The organism is Salinisphaera hydrothermalis C41B8, from assembly GCF_000732535.1.
GTDB classification, from domain to species: domain Bacteria; phylum Pseudomonadota; class Gammaproteobacteria; order Nevskiales; family Salinisphaeraceae; genus Salinisphaera; species Salinisphaera hydrothermalis.
The window spans coordinates 139,515-156,379 of the sequence record NZ_APNK01000005.1; the positions used below are offsets into that span (position 1 = coordinate 139,515).

Here is a 16,865-nt window from a genome sequence, read left to right on the forward strand (position 1 = left end):
CATGCGAGAGCACACCGTGCTGCGCGTGGTAGCGCAGCTCATCATTCCGCCGATCCTGATCTTTGCGCTGTATGTGCAGTTTCACGGCGACTACAGCCCCGGCGGCGGGTTCCAGGCCGGCGTGATCGGCGCCAGTGCCATCATCCTCTACGGGCTGATCTTCGGCGTCGAAGCCGCGCGCCGCGCCATCCCGCCGACCGCCCTGCGCATCACCGCGTCGCTGGGAGTGCTGATCTACGGCGGCACCGGGGTCGCGACCATGCTGGCCGGCGGTAATTTCCTGGACTACGACGTGCTCGCTCACGATCCGATTCACGGCCAGCACTACGGCCTGTTGATCGTGGAGTTTGGCGTGGGCGTCACCGTGGCCTCGATCATGATCGCGATCTTCTATGTCTTTGCCGGGCGCGGTCGCGTCGAGGATCGCGACACATGACGGCCTTTTTCACCGAGACCGTACCGGGGCTGTTCAATTACTGGGTCGTCATCGCGTTGATGATGATCGGTTTCTATACCGTCATCGCGCACGACAATCTGGTCAAGAAACTGATCGGGCTCAACGTCTTCCAGACGTCGGTATTCATCCTCTACATCAGCATGGGCACGATTCGCGGCGCGACCGCGCCGATCTTGATGGACGGTCCCGCCGGCGACCATGCGGTATACGCCCATCCGCTGCCGCAGGTGCTTATCCTCACCGCGATCGTGGTCGGCGTGTCGACAACGGCACTCGGCCTCGCCTTGATCGTACGCATCCACGAAGCCTACGGCTCAATTGAAGAGGACGACGTGCTCGCCGCTGATTTCGCCACCCAGGACGCCGAACAGGCCGAGGAAGACGAACGTTCGCGAGCCGCCAAGGCCGCCGAGCCCCATGCACCGAGCGGCGGCGATGACGGCGCCGAGCACGAGGACGACCCGCGCCGATGATCGCCCATTTCGTCTCGCAATTCCCCATTCTCGTGGTAGTGGTGCCGCTGCTCACCATGCCACTGGTCGTGCTGGCCCATCGGGCGTTCGCGGCCTGGGCGCTTTATCTCGCCTGCACATGGGCGGTGTTCGCCATGGCGTGCGCGTTGTTTGCGCGGGTCGCAACTCACGGGCCGATCGATTACGCGGTCGGCGGCTGGGCGCCACCGTTCGGCATCGAGCTGGTGATCGACAGTTTCAACGCCGTGGTGCTGCTGCTCGTGGCCGGCATGGCGGCCATCAATTCGATTTATGCCCGCGCCAGCCTGGCCCGCGAGATCGAGCCGGAGCGGCTGTATCTCGTGTATGCGCTGATGCTGGCCTGCCTAGCAGGGCTGATCGGCATCACGGTCACCGGCGATGCCTTCAACCTGTTCGTGTTCCTGGAGATCTCGTCGCTGTCGTCGTATGCGTTGATCGCCATGGGGCCGAAGCGCCGGGCGCTGTTGTCGTCGTTCCAGTATCTGATCATGGGCACGGTCGGCGGCACCTTCCTGCTGATCGGCGTGGGGCTGGCGTACATGATGACCGGCACGCTCAACATGGCCGATCTGGCGACGCGCCTGCCGGCCGTGTTCGATACCCGCACCTGCCAGGCCGCGCTCGCTTTTATCGTGGTCGGCCTGAGTCTGAAGGCCGCCCTGTTTCCGGCCCATATCTGGCTACCCAATGCCTACACCTACGCGCCGTCGTCCGTGACCGCGTTCATTGCCGCGACCAGCACCAAGGTGGCGGTGTATGCGCTGATCCGTTTCGTGTTCACGGTCTTCGGCGCCAGCTATGCATTCGAGCAACTACCGCTCAACCAGGTCCTGCTCGGGCTGTCGGCGATCGCAATGATCGCGGCCTCGCTAGCGGCGATTTTCCAGACCGACGTCAAACGCCTGCTGGCTTGGTCGAGCGTCGCGCAGATGGGCTATATCGTGACCGGCTTCGCGCTCGCCAGCACAGCCGGCCTGTCGGCCTCGCTCGTGCATATCGTCAACCACGGCCTGATCAAGGGCGCCCTGTTCATGGCGGTAGGGGCGATGGCCTGGCGCACACGGACCACCTCGATCAACGATCTGGCCGGCCTGGGGCGCACCATGCCTTTCACCTCCGCGGCGTTCGTCGTCGGCGGGCTCAGTCTGATCGGCGTCCCGGCAACCGCGGGTTTCATCAGCAAATGGGCACTGCTGTCGGCGATCCTCGCGGCCGGCCACTACCTGATCGCCGCGCTGGTCCTCATCGCCTCGCTGCTCGCCGTGATCTATGTCGGCAAAGTAGTCGAGGCATTGTATTTCCGCCCGCGCGACGCCGAGGCGTCGAACCACGACGCCGGCGAAGCGCCGCTTGCGATGCAGATCGCGACCTGGGCGCTGATTGCGCTCAACGTGGCGATCGGGCTGCATGCCTCGCCGGAACTCACGGCCACCGGGCGTGCGGCGCACGCATTGATCGGGGGCGGCGCATGAGCGGTGCCTGGTTGATCGCGCTGGTCGCCTGGCCGGGCGTGATGTCGCTCGCGATCGGCGCGGCCGGCCGCTGGCCGAACCTGCGCGAAGCCGTGAGCGTCATCACCGGCCTCGTACTGCTCGCCGGGGCGATCCTGCTGATCGGGCCGATCGCGGCCGGCGAACGCCCGAGCGTCACGCTGTTCTCGATTCTGCCTGGGCTGGATTTCACCTTCACGCTGGAGCCGCTGGGGCTGGTGTTCGCACTCGTCGCCGCCACGCTCTGGCCGCTGACGACGTTCTATGCCGCGGGCTATATGCGGGGCAACCGGGAAGGCCATCAGACCCGGTTCTTCATCTGCTTCGCGCTGGCCATCTCGGCGGCGATCGGCATTGCGCTGGCCGGCAACCTGCTCACGCTGTTCCTGTTCTACGAGATGATGACGCTGGTGACCTACCCATTGGTCACCCATCACGGCGATGCGGAATCACGCGTCAGCGGGCGCATCTATCTCGGCGTGCTGCTGACCACATCCATCGGCCTGTTTCTGCCGGCGATCGTGATCACCTGGATGCTGGCCGGCACGCTGACCTTCACCCACGGCGGCATTCTCGCCAACACCGGACTCGGGCCCAAGGGCGCAATGGCGCTGTACGCGCTGTTCGTGTTCGGCATCGGCAAGGCCGCGGTGATGCCGATGCATCGCTGGCTGCCCTCGGCGATGGTCGCGCCGACGCCGGTATCGGCGCTGCTGCATGCCGTGGCGGTGGTCAAGGCCGGTGTGTTCTCGGTGCTCAAGATCACGGTCTATATCTTCGGCCTCGACTACGCCTTCAAGACCGGTGCGAGCGAGCCGTTTCTGTGGCTGGCGTCGATCACCATCATCCTGGCCTCGGTGATCGCCATCTATTGCGACAACCTCAAGAAACGGCTGGCCTACTCCACCATCGGCCAGTTGTCGTACATCGTGCTCGGCAGCGCGCTGGCCACCAAGCTCGGCGCGGTCAGCGGCTCGCTGCATATCGTGACCCACGCCTTCGGCAAGATCACGCTGTTCTTCTGTGCCGGGGCGATCTACACCGCAACGCATCGCAAATATGTCAGCCAGCTCAACGGCATGGGGCGGGCGATGCCGCTGACCTTCGCGGCATTCACCATCGCCGCCCTGTCGCTGATCGGCTTGCCGCCCATGGGCGGCGCCTGGAGCAAGTGGTATCTGATGTCGGGTTCGGCCGGCGTCGAGGAATATGCGCTGCTGGGCGTGCTTGCCTTGTCGTCGCTGCTCAATATCGTCTATCTGCTGGATATTCCAGCGCGGGCGTTCTTCCTGCGCGGCGATAACAATGTGCCCACCGCGATCCGCGAGGCGCCGGCCGCCTGCGTGGTACCACTATGTCTGACCGCGGCCGGCTGCATCGCTCTGTTCTTTGCCGCGCATCCGATCATCGACTTCGTGAGTTCGGCCCTGGGAGAAGGCGCATGAGCCGTCGCACACGTGATATCGGCCTGTTCGAACGGCCGGCCGTGATCCGAACCCTGATCGCGATTCTCGGCCTGAGCTGTGCCGGGCTGCTGGTCTCCGAGTTCTTCTACGCCAAGCATCCGCACTTCGGCTTCGACGGCTGGTTCGGCTTCTATCCGCTGGCCGGGTTTGCCGCCTACTGCTTCATCGTGCTCTCGGCCAAGGCGCTGCGCCCGGTGCTGCGGCGCAGCGAGAACTACTACGGCGAAGCCGATCCGGACGAAGCCGATCTCGAAGAAAGCATGGGCCGGGAGCACGAGCATGAGTGAATGGCTCGGACATGCGATCGCCAGTCCGGCGCTGCTGCTGATGGCAGCAGGCCTGGTGCTCGCCGTGACGCCGCGGCTCGTGCATGCGATCTGGCTGCTGGCGGTGCCGGTGCTGGCCCTCGCCCTGCTCTGGGCACTGCCCACCGGGCTACACGGCCAAGTCTCGCTATTCGGCTTCGATCTGACCACGCTGCGCGTCGACGGGCTGTCCCGGATCTGGGCCACGATTTTCATTATCGGGTCGTTCCTGACCGGGCTGTATGCGCTGCACGTCGACGATCGCGTTCAACACGTCGCATCGTTGGTCTATGCCGGGGCGGCCGTGGGTGCGGTCCTGGCCGGCGATCTGGTGACGCTGTTCATCTTCTGGGAAGCTACCGCCATCTCGTCGGTGTTCCTGATCTGGGCCCGACGCACCGTGCGGGCGCATATCGTCGGCCTGCGGTATCTGGTGATCCAGGTGATCTCCGGTCTGCTGCTGATGGTCGGCACCATCATCCATTACCACCAAACCGGATCGATCGCGTTCGATCATCTCGGACTCAATGTGGCCGGCGGTTGGCTGATCTTTCTCGCTTTCGGTATTAAAGCCGCATTCCCGCTGCTGCATAACTGGGTTCAGGACGCGTATCCGGAATCCACCCCGACCGGCACCGTGGTGCTGTCGATCTATACCACCAAACTCGCGATCTATTCTCTGGCGCGCGGCTACGCCGGCACCGAGCTCCTGATCACGATCGGCGCCGTGATGACGCTGTTCCCGATCTTCTATGCCGTGATCGAGAACGATCTGCGCCGCGTGCTGGCCTACAGCCTGAACAACCAGCTCGGCTTCATGGTGGTCGGCATCGGCATCGGCACCCCGCTGGCATTGAACGGCGCCGCGGCTCATGCCTTTGCCCATATTCTGTACAAGGGACTGCTGTTCATGAGCATGGGCGCGGTGCTTTACCGCGTCGGCACGGTCAAGGCCAGCGAACTGGGCGGTCTGTACAAGTCCATGCCGTTCACGACCGTGTTCTGTATCGTCGGCTCGATGTCGATCTCGGCGTTTCCGCTGTTCTCCGGCTTCGTCACGAAATCCATGATCCTGGCCGCCGCGGCCGACAGCCATCACTGGATCGCCTGGTGCGTCCTGCTCGTCGCTTCCGCCGGCGTGCTCGATCATTCCGGGATCAAGGTGCCCTTCTTCTCGTTCTTCGCCCACGACGCCGGCTATCGCGTAAAAGAGGCACCGCTGAACATGCTGGCGGCGATGGCGATCACCGCGGCCCTGTGTATCGGCATCGGCGTGTACCCGGCCCCGCTGTACGCGATTCTGCCGTTCGATGTGCCCTATTCGCCCTATACCACGGCGCATGTCGTGAATCAGCTGCAGCTACTGCTGTTTGCAGCCTTGGCGTTCGTCGTGCTGTTCCGCAGCGGGCTGTATCCGCCGGAAGTCCGTGGGCTCAATATCGACAGCGACTGGATCTATCGTCGGGCATTACCGTTCACGGTCTCGGCGGTTCGCTGGGCACTAATGCGCGCCCGCGATGCCGCGATCGGCGTTCTCACAATCGGGCTGGGCGGCGCCCGGCGACGCATCGAGGCCAGTTTCGGCGCGCGCGGCGTGATGGCGCGCACCTGGACGACGGGCGTGATGCTGCTCTGGGTGACCGCGCTGCTCGCCGCTTATCTGTGGCTTTATTACTGACGCACGGGGGCGCTGGGCGCGCGCCACACCGGACTGAGGTGGCCGGTGAGATGGCGACAGCCGCTCAGCCGTCCAACGTCCGCCACAGACACTGATCGCCACTGGCCTTGGCCAGCATGTCGAGATACTGCTCGTGGGCCGCCGTTTCATCGTCGCTCGCGCGTTGCACGCGCGGACGGCGCCCGCTGTCGAGATAGGTCGCCAGACCGGCACTGGCAAGCTGCTGTCCCTCGCCATCTTCGTCGGCGGCCAACGCGATATCGATCTGGCCACCGGTCATGCGCAGATAGACATCGGCCAGGAGCTGGGCGTCGAGCAACGCCCCGTGCAGCTCACGATTCGAGTTGTCGATCTCGAAGCGCTTGCACAGGGCATCCAGACTGTTGCGCTGGCCGGGGAACATCTGTCGTGCCTCGACCAGCGTGTCGATGATCGAACCGGTCTCTTCCAGCTTCTGGTGCTGCGGATCGAAATCCGACATTTCCTTGTTCAGGAAGGCGAGATCGAACGGCGCGTTATGGATGATCAGCTCGGCGTCGGCGAGATAGGTCGCCAAGCGCTCGCCGATCTCGGCGAATCGCGGCTTGTCGGCCAGAAATTCGAGCGTGATGCCATGCACGTCGATCGCCCCCTGGTCGATCTCACGATCCGGGTGCAGATAGATATGCAGGTCGTTGCCGGTAAGCCGACGGTTGACCATCTCCACGCAGCCAATCTCGATGATGCGATGCCCAGCCTGCGGGTCCATGCCGGTGGTTTCGGTATCGAGCACGATCTGTCGCATGGGTTCGTCCTGTCGTTTCAAACCGCCCTGACGCAGCCGAGGGTCAGCGGCGCGCGAGCCGCGCGCTGGCGGCCGTTGATATTACGGGGCTACGAGGCCGCCATCTCGTCGATACCACGATTGGCCAGCATATCGGCGGCTTCGTTGCCCTCGTTGCCGGCATGGCCTTTCACCCAATGCCATTCGATCTCGTGGCGCTGGCAGGCCTCGTCGAGCGCGCGCCAGAGTTCGGCGTTCTTGACCGGTTTCTTGGCGGCCGTTTTCCAACCGTTCTTTTTCCAGTTGTGCATCCATTGGGTGATGCCCTGGCGAACATAGTTGGAATCGGTATACAGATCGACGCGACACGGGCGCGATAGCGCATTGAGCGCCTCGATCGCTGCCATCAGCTCCATCCGATTATTGGTGGTCTTGTCTTCGCCGCCACACATTTCACGACGATGCTCGCCGTAGATGAGCAGCGCGCCCCAACCGCCGGGGCCGGGATTGCCGCGACAGGCGCCGTCGGTATAGATGGTGATGTTCGTCATGGGCGCGATGGTAGCCCAGCGGCCGGACTCGGCGCCAAACCCCGGTCGCGTTGCCGCGCCAGCAGACGCCGGCCGGACGGCGGAATACGTCGCATCGCACGCCGCCGCGCGGTAATCGCGTAGCCCGACGCACACCACGCTAACGGCGCGAGCCAGCGCGAATCCTCGCGCCCTTGCCAGCGCCGCCCGAACAGCGGAAACGTCGGGCCATAGCGCCAGCACTCGGTGGTTTCGAAATCGAGCAGACGCAGCCAATCCGCCAGGCGTGCCGCGCGTGGCGGGATCGCGCGGGGCACGAACCGGTTGGATGCGCGGCGCAGTCCCTGGGTCTGCGTCCAGGGCGACAACGGGTTGAACACCAGGCAGACCAGCTGCCCGCGCGGGCTGAGCACGCGCACGCACTCGCGGATCAAGGCGTGCGGCTCGGCGCTGAGCTCCAGTGCATGCATCAGAATCAAGGCATCGACGCTGCCGCTGGCCCACGGTAGATTCTGGCCATCGATGCAGACATCGACATCGGGCCCAGGCACGACATCAGCGCGCCAGAGCCGCAGTGTACCGACCCGATCACAGGTTTCGGGCGCGATCGCTGGCGCGCCGATCTGAATACAACGATACCCAGTCAGGCCCGGCGAAACCTCGGCCAACAAAGCGTTTTCCTGTTCCCGCCAGGACTCGGCCGCGGGCGAATCGAACCAGGCGCGCGCGGCTGTCGCATCATCCGCCACAAATCGAAACAATTGATTTTGCCTCAGGCCGTTGGCAACATTCGGCGATGCTTGAAGTCAAAGCCGTACCCGCGCTGTCGGATAATTATATCTGGATCGTCGCGAGCGACGATAGCCAACAGGTGGCCGTGGTCGACCCCGGCGAGGCCGCGCCCGTGGCCGCTTACCTGGCCGAAAACGGGCTAGAAGTCGGCGCTTATCTAATCACGCATCACCACGGCGATCATGTCGGTGGTTTGAAATCACTGCTGGCCGACCATCCCGCACCGGTCTATGGACCGGCGACGGAAGCCGACCGGATCGGCCACATCGACCATCGCGTAGCCGGTGGCGATCGATTGACGTTGGACTTCATCGGCACAACGTTCGAGGTTCTCGACGTGCCCGGGCATACGTTGGGCCATATCGCCTATGTCACCGACGGTGTTTTGCTGGCCGGCGATGCCCTCTTCCGGGCCGGCTGTGGTCGTGTGTTCGAGGGCACACACGATCAGATGCAGACGTCGCTGGCCCGCCTGCGGGCCCTGCCGGACGCGACGCGCGTTTACGGCGGCCACGAATATACCCAAAAAAATCTCGCCTTTGCCCAAGCGGTCGAACCCGACAGCAAGGCGATTCAAGAAGCGATCGAAGAAGTCGATAGATTACGTGCAGCGGGCCAACCGAGCCTGCCAGGCACGCTGGCGGAGGAACGCCTGATCAACCCGTTCCTGCGCTGGGATGACGAGGGGGTCAGAGCGACGGCTAGCCAACGTGCCGGCCGTGAACTTACCGATCCAGGGGACATTTTCGGGGTTTTACGCGACTGGAAAGATGCGAGCTGAAAAATCTTGCACGCGGCTCGGGCCGCGTTTTCGACCGAACACCGTTCGACCGATTCTGGGCTGCCTGCTTGTGGCCGGCCTGGTCAGCGGCTGCGCGACGGCGCCGCATGGCGATACCAGCGCCGCGACCGGCGACTCGACATCCGGCAAGGAGCCTTCCACGGTTCCGGCTGCGGCCTCCAAGGCCCTGCGCCAGGCGGCTGCCAACGGTGATACCGACCAAACCAGCTACGAAGCACCGGCCGCGCGCACGAACTATGTGCCGCACAAATGGCCCGCCCCGAGCCAGGACCTGTGGTCCAAGATCCGCTCCGGGTTCAAGCTGGCCCCCAACGACGAACGTCGCTCGGTTCGTGTGTGGACGCAGTTTTATGCGACGCATACGAACCATCTGAGCCTGTCGCTGCAGCGTGCCAAGCCTTTCCTATGGCATGTCGTGCATCAGGTCGAAAAACGCAACATGCCGACCGAGATCGCCCTGCTGCCGATTGTGGAGAGCGGTTACAACCCCTCGGCCAAATCGTATATGGGCGCGAGCGGCCTGTGGCAGTTCATGCCGGGCACGGCCGATCATATGAGCTTGCCGCGCGACTGGTGGTACGACGGCCGCGATGACCCGATCGCCTCCACCGATGCGGCGCTCAACTATCTGCAGACGCTCCATCAGCGCTACGACGGCAACTGGCTGCTCGCGCTGGCGGCCTACAATGCGGGCCCCGGTCGCGTCGACAATGCCATCGCCAAGGCACGCGCCAACGACCAACCCACCGATTACTGGGATCTCGATCTGCCCGACGAGACCACGCAGTATGTACCGCAGCTGCTAGCGTTGCGCCGTATCATGATGACGCCGGCGCGCTTCGGCGTGAACTGGCCGAAGCTGGCCAACGCGCCACGCACCCGCGTCGTGAAGCTGCCCGGCCAGACGTCCATGAAAGTGGCCGCTCACATGCTCGGCATTTCCGAGACGCGCCTGCGCAAACTCAACCCGGGCATGCGGCGCTGGGCGAGCGAGCCCGGCGGCCATGATGAATTGCTGGTCCCGGCGGCCAAGGCGTCGGCTTTCCGGAGCAAGCTGGCCAGGATCGACCCGAGTCATCTGATCGATCGCCGGACGCATATCGTGCGTCGCGGCGACTCGCTGAGCCGACTGGCGCACAGCTACGGCGTCAGCGTGGCGTCGCTGCGTCAGGCGAACAATCTGCACGGCAACCGAATCCGCATTGGACAATCCCTGACGGTACCGCGGCCCGGTTCGCATGAGTCCGCACCGCCGTCCGAGCCGACTCAGACCTACGTGGTGCAATCCGGCGATACGCTGTGGCATATCGCACACCGCTATAGCGTGAGCGTAGCCAGCCTGAAAAGCGCCAACGGGTCGTCGGTCAATACGCTGCGCCCGGGCCAGAAGATCGAGATTCCCGGCTCGGCGAAGCCGCCGGCCCCAAGCACCGTGGTGGTCCACGCCGGCGACTCGCTCTGGTCGATCGCCAAGAACAACGACGTCACGGTCAAGCAGCTTCGCCGCTGGAACCGCATGGACAAGGGCACGCCGCTGCAGCCGGGTTCGACCATCGCAGTCGACGGTCCGGCACCGCTGCCGAGTTTCTACGAAGTCGAACCGGGCGACTCGCTCTGGTCGATCGCGAACCGATTCTCGATGCAGGTCAATACGCTGCGTAGTCTCAACGACATGAGTTCCGGGGCCACACTACAGCCCGGCGAACGGCTGCGGCTACAGCCCGAGGTATCAGGTTGATACCGCGCCCGGTACGATAGCGCTACAACACGAATCCAGGAGAAGGCATGGGGTTTCTTGACGGCAAAAAAGCCTTGATCACAGGCTTGGCCAGCGAACGATCGATCGCCTATGGCATTGCCAATGCCATGCGCGAACAAGGGGCGGAGCTCGTGCTCACCTATCAGGGCGACAAGCTCAAGCCACGTGTCGAAAAGATGGGCGAGGCGCTTGGCGCGGTCGCGGTGCTGCCGCTCGACGTGGCCGAGGACGCCCAGATCGACGCGCTGTTCAGCCAGCTCGGCGAACATTGGGATTCGCTCGATATTCTGGTCCATGCCATCGGTTTCGCGCCGCGAGAGGCGTTGTCCGGCGGCTATCTCGACAGTATCTCGCGCGATGCCTCGCGTATCGCCCACGATATCAGCGCTTATAGCTTCGCCGCGTTAGCCAAGGCGGCTCGGCCGATGCTCTCGGACAAGGCCTCGCTGATTACCCTCACCTATCTCGGCAGCGAGCGCGTCATGCCGGGTTACAACGTGATGGGCCCTGCCAAGGCGAGTCTCGAGTCCAACATGCGGTTCATTGCGGCCGATCTCGGTCCGCGCGGTATCCGCGTGAACGCAATCTCGGCGGGCCCGATCAAAACGCTGGCAGCCTCCGGCATCAGCGGTTTCCGCAAGATGCTGAACTATGCGCGCGACAGCGCTGCGTTGAAGCGCAATGTCACCCAGGAAGAAATCGGCAACGCCGCCGCCTTCCTCGGCTCCGACCTCGCTTCGGGTATCACCGGCGAAGTGATCTACGTCGACGGCGGGTATCGCGTCATGGGCATGAGTCGTCTCGAAGAAGAATAACGACCCGGCCCACGAAACGGCGGCATAAAAAAGCCGGCCCGCTATGCGGGCCGGCTTTTTTTAGTTCAAACCACAGCGGCCTTCGCTCCCGGCCGCTGCGTCGTTCCCGACGCCGGGGCCGATCAGTTCATCGCGCTCTTGTGGATTTTGACGTCGGCCTGCTTGCGCAGATAACGGTCGAGCGCACTGTACTCGAGGCTGGCGTTATAACCGCTCTGCTGCTGGGCAATCTGGGCGCGCTTCGGCCCTTGGCCACCACCGCTTTGAACCCGACTCCCCAAGACTGCGACAAGCGCGGCTTGGCCGTTATCGGTGGACACCACCCGATACTGAGTCGGTGCGGATTTCTTCTGTGCCATCGGCATATCGAAAGCGGCACCGAGCGCGTTCGGATCGAGCTTGCTGTCGTCACGGCCGACGAAACCTGCCTGGGTCAGCTTGGCCCCTTTGCCGGCCTGCGCGATCTGCTCGAGCGACTGGCCCTGCCGCGCCTTCGCCATCGCCTGCTGCGCGGCCTTCTTGGCACGCTGCTGCGATTCCCGGGCGATAAGACGGCTACGAATCGTGTCGCGCACCTCGGCCAGCGGCTTGCGCTGCGCCTTTTGATGATCGGTGACGCGCAGCACCACGTGGCGCTGATTCCCCAGATCCAGCACTTTGCTGTTGAGCTGGTCCTTGAGAACCGCGTCGGAGAAAGCCGCCTTACGCACGGCCGAATACTGGCCAAGCCCCGATCCGCCGCCGTTCTGGCTAATCCAGCCTGTATGCTGAATCTTCAGGCCGAGCTTGTCCGAAATGGTCTTGAGACCGTTCGGCGCCTGGTAGGCCAGATCGTCCAGCTTGTCCGACTTCTGACGGAAGGCCTTGGCGCGCTCCTGCTGCGTCGCCATGGCCTTCAGGCGCGCCTGAACCACCGGGTCGTCGAACGCCGGCGTCTTGGCTGGCGTGATCGCGGTCGTGCGCAACACGTACCAGGCCTTGTCGCCGCGCACCGGCGTGGACAACGCGCCCTGCTTCAGACCGAACAAGGCCGAGCCGACGGCATCAGGCAACGCCGATTGCGGCTGGCTGTCGATCTGCCGGAACTGGGCGCCATCGATCGAGGACGCGACCTGCTTGAGCGACTGTCCCTGCTTGGCGGCCGCGACCGCCTTCTGCACCGCCTGGCGCGCCTTCGCATCGTCCTGACCGATCGGAATCCGGACTTCGTCGGCACTGCGCTTGGCCGGCGTACCGAACTCGTTCTTGTGCGCCTTGTACAGCTGCTTGAGCGTTGCCTGATCCGGCGCCTTGGGCGACAACTGATCCGCGTCGAGCGACACGTAGGCCAGCTTCACCCGCGGCGCCCGCATGAATTGCTTCGGATGCTTGTCGTAATAGGTCTTGATGGCCGCATCATCGATCTTGACCTGATCCGCATAGGCCGACGAATCGAAGGTCAGGACGTCGACCTTGCGCTGCTCATGCGCGCGCCGATACGCCACATCGACTTCTGGCGGCGCGGCAAATGCGCTGCCGACCACCACCTGCCGCACCTGATCTCCCAGCATGCCCTGTCGTAGCCGTGCTTCGTACTGTGACGGCTCGATGCCAGCCTGCCTCAGCAGCGCTTTATAGCGCTGCGGCGAGAACTTGCCGTTGTCCTGGAACTGAGGATTGCTTCGAATCTCGGCCAGTAGATTGGCATCGGTGACCCGGTATCCCTGATCCTGGGCGTACTGCGTCATGACAGCCTGATCGATCAGATTGTCGAGCACGTTCTTACGGATCTCGTCCTGCGGAAACATGCTGGAATCGAAATGGTCGCCCATCATCTGGCGCAGGCGCTGATAGCGTTGATTAAACGCCTGCTGCAACTCCGAGTGGGTGATGTTGGTACCGCCGGCGCTGGCCACCACCGGATCCGACGAGGGAGTGAAATAGGACCCGATGCCCCAGACCCCGAACACCACCGCGATCACGGCAACGACAATATACGCCAGCGGACCGCTGGCCCCATCTCGGATCTTCTGCAGCATATGTGATTCGGCTCGTCTTACAGATACGATAACCGGCTTCGCCGGCAATCCCGGCATTGTGCCTATTGCGCGGTGGGCGTGCCAGGCAAAAAAAAGGCGCTCATGAGAGAGCGCCTTCAGCAGGTCTGCTCGGCAGTGCCAAGAGACAGACTGGCGGAGCGGACGGGACTCGAACCCGCGACCTCCGGCGTGACAGGCCGGCATTCTAACCAGCTGAACTACCGCTCCATTAACGTCGGCCGCCGCGCGGGCAGCGCCCGTGGACGACATCATCGAATTCTTAAAAAAAGAAGTGCCCGTATTCGAGCACTTCTTTTCGTCGGCCCATCGACATATTGCCGATTGCTAGACCGTGGCGGAGCGGACGGGACTCGAACCCGCGACCTCCGGCGTGACAGGCCGGCATTCTAACCAGCTGAACTACCGCTCCGTTAACTCTTTATCTGGTGGGTGCTGACGGATTCGAACCGCCGACATTCGCCTTGTAAGGGCGACGCTCTACCAACTGAGCTAAGCACCCGCAGGAGTGCAGAACATGTGTCCTGCCCTGCGAAGGCTCGCTAGTTTACAGCGTCTTTCAGCGCTTTACCAGCCTTGAAGCCAGGAGTTTTTCCGGCCGGAATCTGGATCGACTGACCGGTCTTGGGGTTACGGCCCTGGCGAGCAGCGCGCTCGCGCACCGAAAACACACCAAAGCCCACCAGCGAGACCTTGTCGCCCTTCTTCAGGGCATCGGTGACCGAGTCGATCATGGCGTCGACGGCGCGCGAAGCGTCGGCTTTGGAAAGATCCGCGTCCGCGGCGACGGCATCGACGAGTTCAGTTTTGTTCATAACTAAGCATCCCCTGAGGAGTGAGAGAGTTTCGACCGGTCCGTGTATCGAACCCGCCGTTCACGCTGGCCTAGCCGCGCGTTCACTGCAAGTGCTTCGGGCCTATCCGCTCTCGCAGCGTTGCCCGACCGCAAGCGGGCTTTATACCAAGGCCCCGATTCCAGCGTCAATAAAGGCTTAGCGCCAGAATCGGGGACTTAAGCACGAACCGTGGCTCAATGCGGTCGCACTTCGCCCGCATCCGACTTGCGCTGACCCTCGGCCGGGGCCTCTTCGGCCGGCAGCGGCTGAGGCTGACGCGTCAGCGCGATTTCGAGTACTTCGTCGATCGTACGCACCGGTCGGATGTCGAGACGGTTCTTGATGTTCGCAGGGATCTCGGCGAGATCCTTCGTGTTTTCGTGCGGAATGACCACGATCTTGATCCCACCACGATGCGCGGCCAACAGCTTCTCCTTCAGCCCGCCGATCGGTAGCACATCGCCCCGCAGGGTGATCTCACCGGTCATGGCAACGTCCGCGCGTACCGGAATCTGGGCCAGAGCCGAGATCATCGCGGTACACATTCCGATGCCTGCAGAGGGGCCGTCTTTCGGTGTGGCCCCCTCGGGGACATGCACATGAAGATCCGCTTTCTGCATGAAATCGCGCTCGATTCCAAGGTTCGCCGCGCGCGATCGGATCACCGTAAGCGCTGCCTGGATCGATTCCTGCATCACATCGCCGAGCGACCCCGTATGCGTCGCCTTGCCCTTGCCGGGCACCGAGGCCGCCTCGATCGTCAGTAGTTCGCCACCGACCTCGGTCCAGGCCAGCCCGGTGACCTGACCGACGCTGTCGTGCTCCTCGGCCCGGCCGTAGCGGAATTTGGGCACGCCGAGATACTTGTCCAGGTTCCGCTTGGAAACCTGCACATGATCGCGTCCTTTGTCGCTGATCAGCTCCTTGACCACCTTGCGGCAGATCTTGCTGATATCGCGCTCGAGGTTACGCACACCGGCCTCGCGGGTGTAGCGCCGGATCACATCGGTAATCGCGTTATCCGAGACCGACAGTTCGTTCTGCTCAAGGCCGTTTTCCTTCATCGCCTTGGGCAGCAGATAGCGCTCGGCGATGTTGACCTTCTCGTCCTCGGTATAGCCGGACAGACGGATCACTTCCATGCGATCCAGCAGCGGCGCCGGAATGTTCATGGTGTTGGCCGTGCACACGAACATGACCTGCGACAGGTCGTAGTCGACTTCCAGATAGTGGTCGCCGAAGGTGTTGTTCTGTTCCGGGTCGAGCACTTCCAGCAGCGCCGAAGCGGGGTCGCCGCGGAAATCCATCGCCATCTTGTCGACTTCGTCGAGCAGGAACAACGGATTACGCACGCCTACCTTGGCCATGTTCTGGATGATCTTGCCGGGCAGACTGCCGATGTAGGTGCGCCGATGGCCGCGGATTTCGGCCTCGTCGCGCACCCCGCCCAGACTCATGCGCACGAACTCGCGATTCGTGGCCTTGGCGATAGAACGCCCGAGCGAGGTTTTGCCGACACCGGGCGGGCCCACGAGGCACAGGATCGGGCCCTTGATCTTCTTCACCCGGCTTTGAACGGCCAGGTTTTCGATGATGCGTTCCTTGATACGCTCCAGACCGTAATGGTCGGTATCCAGGGTTTCCTGTGCCTTCGCCAGATCGATCTTGGTCTTGGAGCGCTTCTTCCATGGGATGTCGACCATCCAGTCGAGATAGTTGCGCACCACCGTCGCCTCGGCCGACATCGGCGACATGCTCTTGAGCTTGTTGAACTCGTTGGTGACCTTCTTCTTGACTTCCTTCGGGAAGCCGGCCTTTTCGATCTTGTCTTCCAGCTCGTCCAGATCGTTGGGCGCCTCGTCGATCTCGCCGAGTTCTTTCTGAATGGCCTTCATCTGCTCATTCAGATAGTACTCGCGCTGCGACTTCTCCATCTGCTGCTTAACGCGACCGCGGATCTTCTTCTCGATCTGCAGGACTTCGATCTCGGCATCGGTCTTGGCGACGACATGCTCGAGCCGCTGCTGCGGGTCGGCGATTTCCAGCACATCCTGGCGCTCGTCGAGCTTCAGGTTGAGGTGTGCAGCGATGGTATCGGCCAGGCGTCCAGCCGAATCCATGCTCGACAACGACGGCAACAGCTCGGCCGGCACCTTCTTGTTGAGCTTGGTGTAGGACTCGAACGTCGAAACAGCGGAGCGCATGAGCGCGTCCATCTCGGCCGACTCTTCTTCGCTGTCGTCGATCGCCTCGTGGTTCGCGACGAGCGTACCGTCGGCCTCGTGCAGATCGGACAGTCGGGCGCGATTGCCGCCTTCGACCAACACCTTGACCGTGCCGTCGGGCAGCTTCAGCAATTGCAGGATCGAGGCGAGCGTGCCGACCTCGTAGATATCGTCCGCGCCCGGATCGTCGATGTCGGCAGCCTTCTGGGCGACAAGCAGAATCTTCTTGTCCTCAGCCATGGCTGCTTCGAGCGCAGTAATGGACTTCTCCCGACCCACGAACAGCGGAATCGCCATATGCGGGAACACGACCACGTCGCGCAGGGGGAGAACGGGTACCAAGGCATTGTCAGCCATGCGGGCCCTCGCTGATATAAAGTGGCCGGCGAAAATGCCGGCCACTGTGGATTTGCACTG

15 protein-coding genes and 3 tRNA genes are annotated in these 16,865 nt (G+C 63.2%); 9 read left to right on the forward strand and 9 right to left on the reverse strand.

The genetic code is table 11. The annotated features are described in order from the left end of the window. Nucleotide 1: 1 nt before the first annotated feature. From C41B8_RS05775 to C41B8_RS05800, 6 genes are read left to right on the forward strand one after another with little or no spacing between them, the layout of a single operon-like run. The gene (locus C41B8_RS05775; RefSeq protein ID WP_037335303.1) at nt 2-436 is read left to right on the forward strand and encodes a Na(+)/H(+) antiporter subunit B; all 435 of its coding nucleotides are present in this window, start codon (nt 2-4) and stop codon (nt 434-436) included. Continuing rightward, nucleotides 433-930: a cation:proton antiporter subunit C gene (locus C41B8_RS05780; protein ID WP_037335306.1), complete on the forward strand. Its 498-nt coding sequence runs from the start codon at nt 433-435 to the stop codon at nt 928-930. The genes C41B8_RS05775 and C41B8_RS05780 overlap by 4 nt, the downstream gene beginning before the upstream one ends. Next, a complete protein-coding gene (locus C41B8_RS05785) occupies nt 927-2,423 on the forward strand; it encodes a monovalent cation/H+ antiporter subunit D family protein (protein WP_037335309.1) in 1,497 nt (498 codons plus the stop codon). Before C41B8_RS05780 ends, C41B8_RS05785 begins: the two co-directional genes overlap by 4 nt. Then, nucleotides 2,420-3,886 (forward strand): monovalent cation/H+ antiporter subunit D family protein, encoded by a 1,467-nt coding sequence (locus C41B8_RS05790; RefSeq protein WP_037335311.1) that lies wholly within the window; start codon nt 2,420-2,422, stop codon nt 3,884-3,886. Before C41B8_RS05785 ends, C41B8_RS05790 begins: the two co-directional genes overlap by 4 nt. Beyond that, on the forward strand, nt 3,883-4,194 hold the full coding sequence (locus C41B8_RS05795) for a hypothetical protein (RefSeq protein WP_051883145.1): 312 nt from the start codon (nt 3,883-3,885) through the stop codon (nt 4,192-4,194). The genes C41B8_RS05790 and C41B8_RS05795 overlap by 4 nt, the downstream gene beginning before the upstream one ends. Beyond that, entirely contained in the window at nt 4,187-5,890 is a 1,704-nt protein-coding gene (locus tag C41B8_RS05800) for a Na(+)/H(+) antiporter subunit D (protein WP_037335313.1), read from the forward strand. The genes C41B8_RS05795 and C41B8_RS05800 overlap by 8 nt, the downstream gene beginning before the upstream one ends. A gap of 64 nt (nt 5,891-5,954) precedes the next feature. On the opposite strand, the gene dnaQ is transcribed toward C41B8_RS05800, so the two are convergent. From dnaQ to C41B8_RS19440, 3 genes are all read right to left on the reverse strand, one after another. Next, a complete protein-coding gene (gene dnaQ / locus C41B8_RS05805) occupies nt 5,955-6,674 on the reverse strand; it encodes a DNA polymerase III subunit epsilon (RefSeq protein ID WP_037335315.1) in 720 nt (239 codons plus the stop codon). Nucleotides 6,675-6,763: 89 nt separating this feature from the next. Then, complete coding sequence (rnhA, locus tag C41B8_RS05810; RefSeq protein ID WP_037335318.1) at nt 6,764-7,204, reverse strand: ribonuclease HI; 441 nt, start codon at nt 7,202-7,204, stop codon at nt 6,764-6,766. Further along, nucleotides 7,201-7,734, reverse strand: a complete 534-nt coding sequence (locus C41B8_RS19440) for a methyltransferase domain-containing protein (protein ID WP_198025069.1) — start codon at nt 7,732-7,734, stop codon at nt 7,201-7,203. The genes rnhA and C41B8_RS19440 overlap by 4 nt, the downstream gene beginning before the upstream one ends. Nucleotides 7,735-7,757: 23 nt before the next feature. Here C41B8_RS19440 and gloB point away from each other — a divergent pair, with 23 nt between their 5' ends. From gloB to C41B8_RS05830, 3 genes are all read left to right on the forward strand, one after another. After that, a complete protein-coding gene (gene gloB / locus C41B8_RS05820; protein WP_198025070.1) occupies nt 7,758-8,756 on the forward strand; it encodes a hydroxyacylglutathione hydrolase in 999 nt (332 codons plus the stop codon). A gap of 70 nt (nt 8,757-8,826) precedes the next feature. Then, complete coding sequence (locus C41B8_RS05825) at nt 8,827-10,515, forward strand: LysM peptidoglycan-binding domain-containing protein (RefSeq protein WP_051883147.1); 1,689 nt, start codon at nt 8,827-8,829, stop codon at nt 10,513-10,515. Nucleotides 10,516-10,562: 47 nt separating this feature from the next. Beyond that, entirely contained in the window at nt 10,563-11,351 is a 789-nt protein-coding gene (locus C41B8_RS05830) for an enoyl-ACP reductase FabI (RefSeq protein WP_037335322.1), read from the forward strand. Between the two features lie 122 nt (nt 11,352-11,473). Here C41B8_RS05830 and C41B8_RS05835 read toward each other — a convergent pair whose 3' ends face one another. From C41B8_RS05835 to lon, 6 genes are all read right to left on the reverse strand, one after another. Next, on the reverse strand, nt 11,474-13,369 hold the full coding sequence (locus tag C41B8_RS05835; RefSeq protein WP_037335325.1) for a SurA N-terminal domain-containing protein: 1,896 nt from the start codon (nt 13,367-13,369) through the stop codon (nt 11,474-11,476). Between the two features lie 151 nt (nt 13,370-13,520). Then, nucleotides 13,521-13,597: transfer RNA gene (locus tag C41B8_RS05840), tRNA-Asp, on the reverse strand. Nucleotides 13,598-13,722: 125 nt separating this feature from the next. Further along, nucleotides 13,723-13,799, reverse strand: a tRNA-Asp gene (locus tag C41B8_RS05845). 14 nt (nt 13,800-13,813) lie between these two features. Next, nucleotides 13,814-13,889: transfer RNA gene (locus C41B8_RS05850), tRNA-Val, on the reverse strand. 40 nt (nt 13,890-13,929) lie between these two features. Then, entirely contained in the window at nt 13,930-14,202 is a 273-nt protein-coding gene (locus tag C41B8_RS05855; protein WP_037335328.1) for an HU family DNA-binding protein, read from the reverse strand. A gap of 215 nt (nt 14,203-14,417) precedes the next feature. Next, nucleotides 14,418-16,805, reverse strand: coding sequence for an endopeptidase La (lon, locus tag C41B8_RS05860; RefSeq protein WP_037335330.1), 2,388 nt, complete (start codon nt 16,803-16,805; stop codon nt 14,418-14,420). Between the last annotated feature and the right edge of the window lie 60 nt (nt 16,806-16,865).

Bases quoted from the DNA above. Each gene is read 5' to 3' on its own strand.
- C41B8_RS05800 (WP_037335313.1), top strand. From the start codon at position 4,187: ATGAGTGAATGGCTCGGACATGCGATCGCCAGTCCGGCGCTGCTGCTG.
- lon (WP_037335330.1), bottom strand. From the start codon at position 16,805: ATGGCTGACAATGCCTTGGTACCCGTTCTCCCCCTGCGCGACGTGGTC.
- C41B8_RS05795 (WP_051883145.1), top strand. From the start codon at position 3,883: ATGAGCCGTCGCACACGTGATATCGGCCTGTTCGAACGGCCGGCCGTG.
- C41B8_RS05855 (WP_037335328.1), bottom strand. From the start codon at position 14,202: ATGAACAAAACTGAACTCGTCGATGCCGTCGCCGCGGACGCGGATCTT.
- C41B8_RS05835 (WP_037335325.1), bottom strand. From the start codon at position 13,369: ATGCTGCAGAAGATCCGAGATGGGGCCAGCGGTCCGCTGGCGTATATT.
- C41B8_RS05790 (WP_037335311.1), top strand. From the start codon at position 2,420: ATGAGCGGTGCCTGGTTGATCGCGCTGGTCGCCTGGCCGGGCGTGATG.
- C41B8_RS05780 (WP_037335306.1), top strand. From the start codon at position 433: ATGACGGCCTTTTTCACCGAGACCGTACCGGGGCTGTTCAATTACTGG.
- C41B8_RS05775 (WP_037335303.1), top strand. From the start codon at position 2: ATGCGAGAGCACACCGTGCTGCGCGTGGTAGCGCAGCTCATCATTCCG.
- dnaQ (WP_037335315.1), bottom strand. From the start codon at position 6,674: ATGCGACAGATCGTGCTCGATACCGAAACCACCGGCATGGACCCGCAG.
- C41B8_RS05830 (WP_037335322.1), top strand. From the start codon at position 10,563: ATGGGGTTTCTTGACGGCAAAAAAGCCTTGATCACAGGCTTGGCCAGC.
- rnhA (WP_037335318.1), bottom strand. From the start codon at position 7,204: ATGACGAACATCACCATCTATACCGACGGCGCCTGTCGCGGCAATCCC.
- C41B8_RS05785 (WP_037335309.1), top strand. From the start codon at position 927: ATGATCGCCCATTTCGTCTCGCAATTCCCCATTCTCGTGGTAGTGGTG.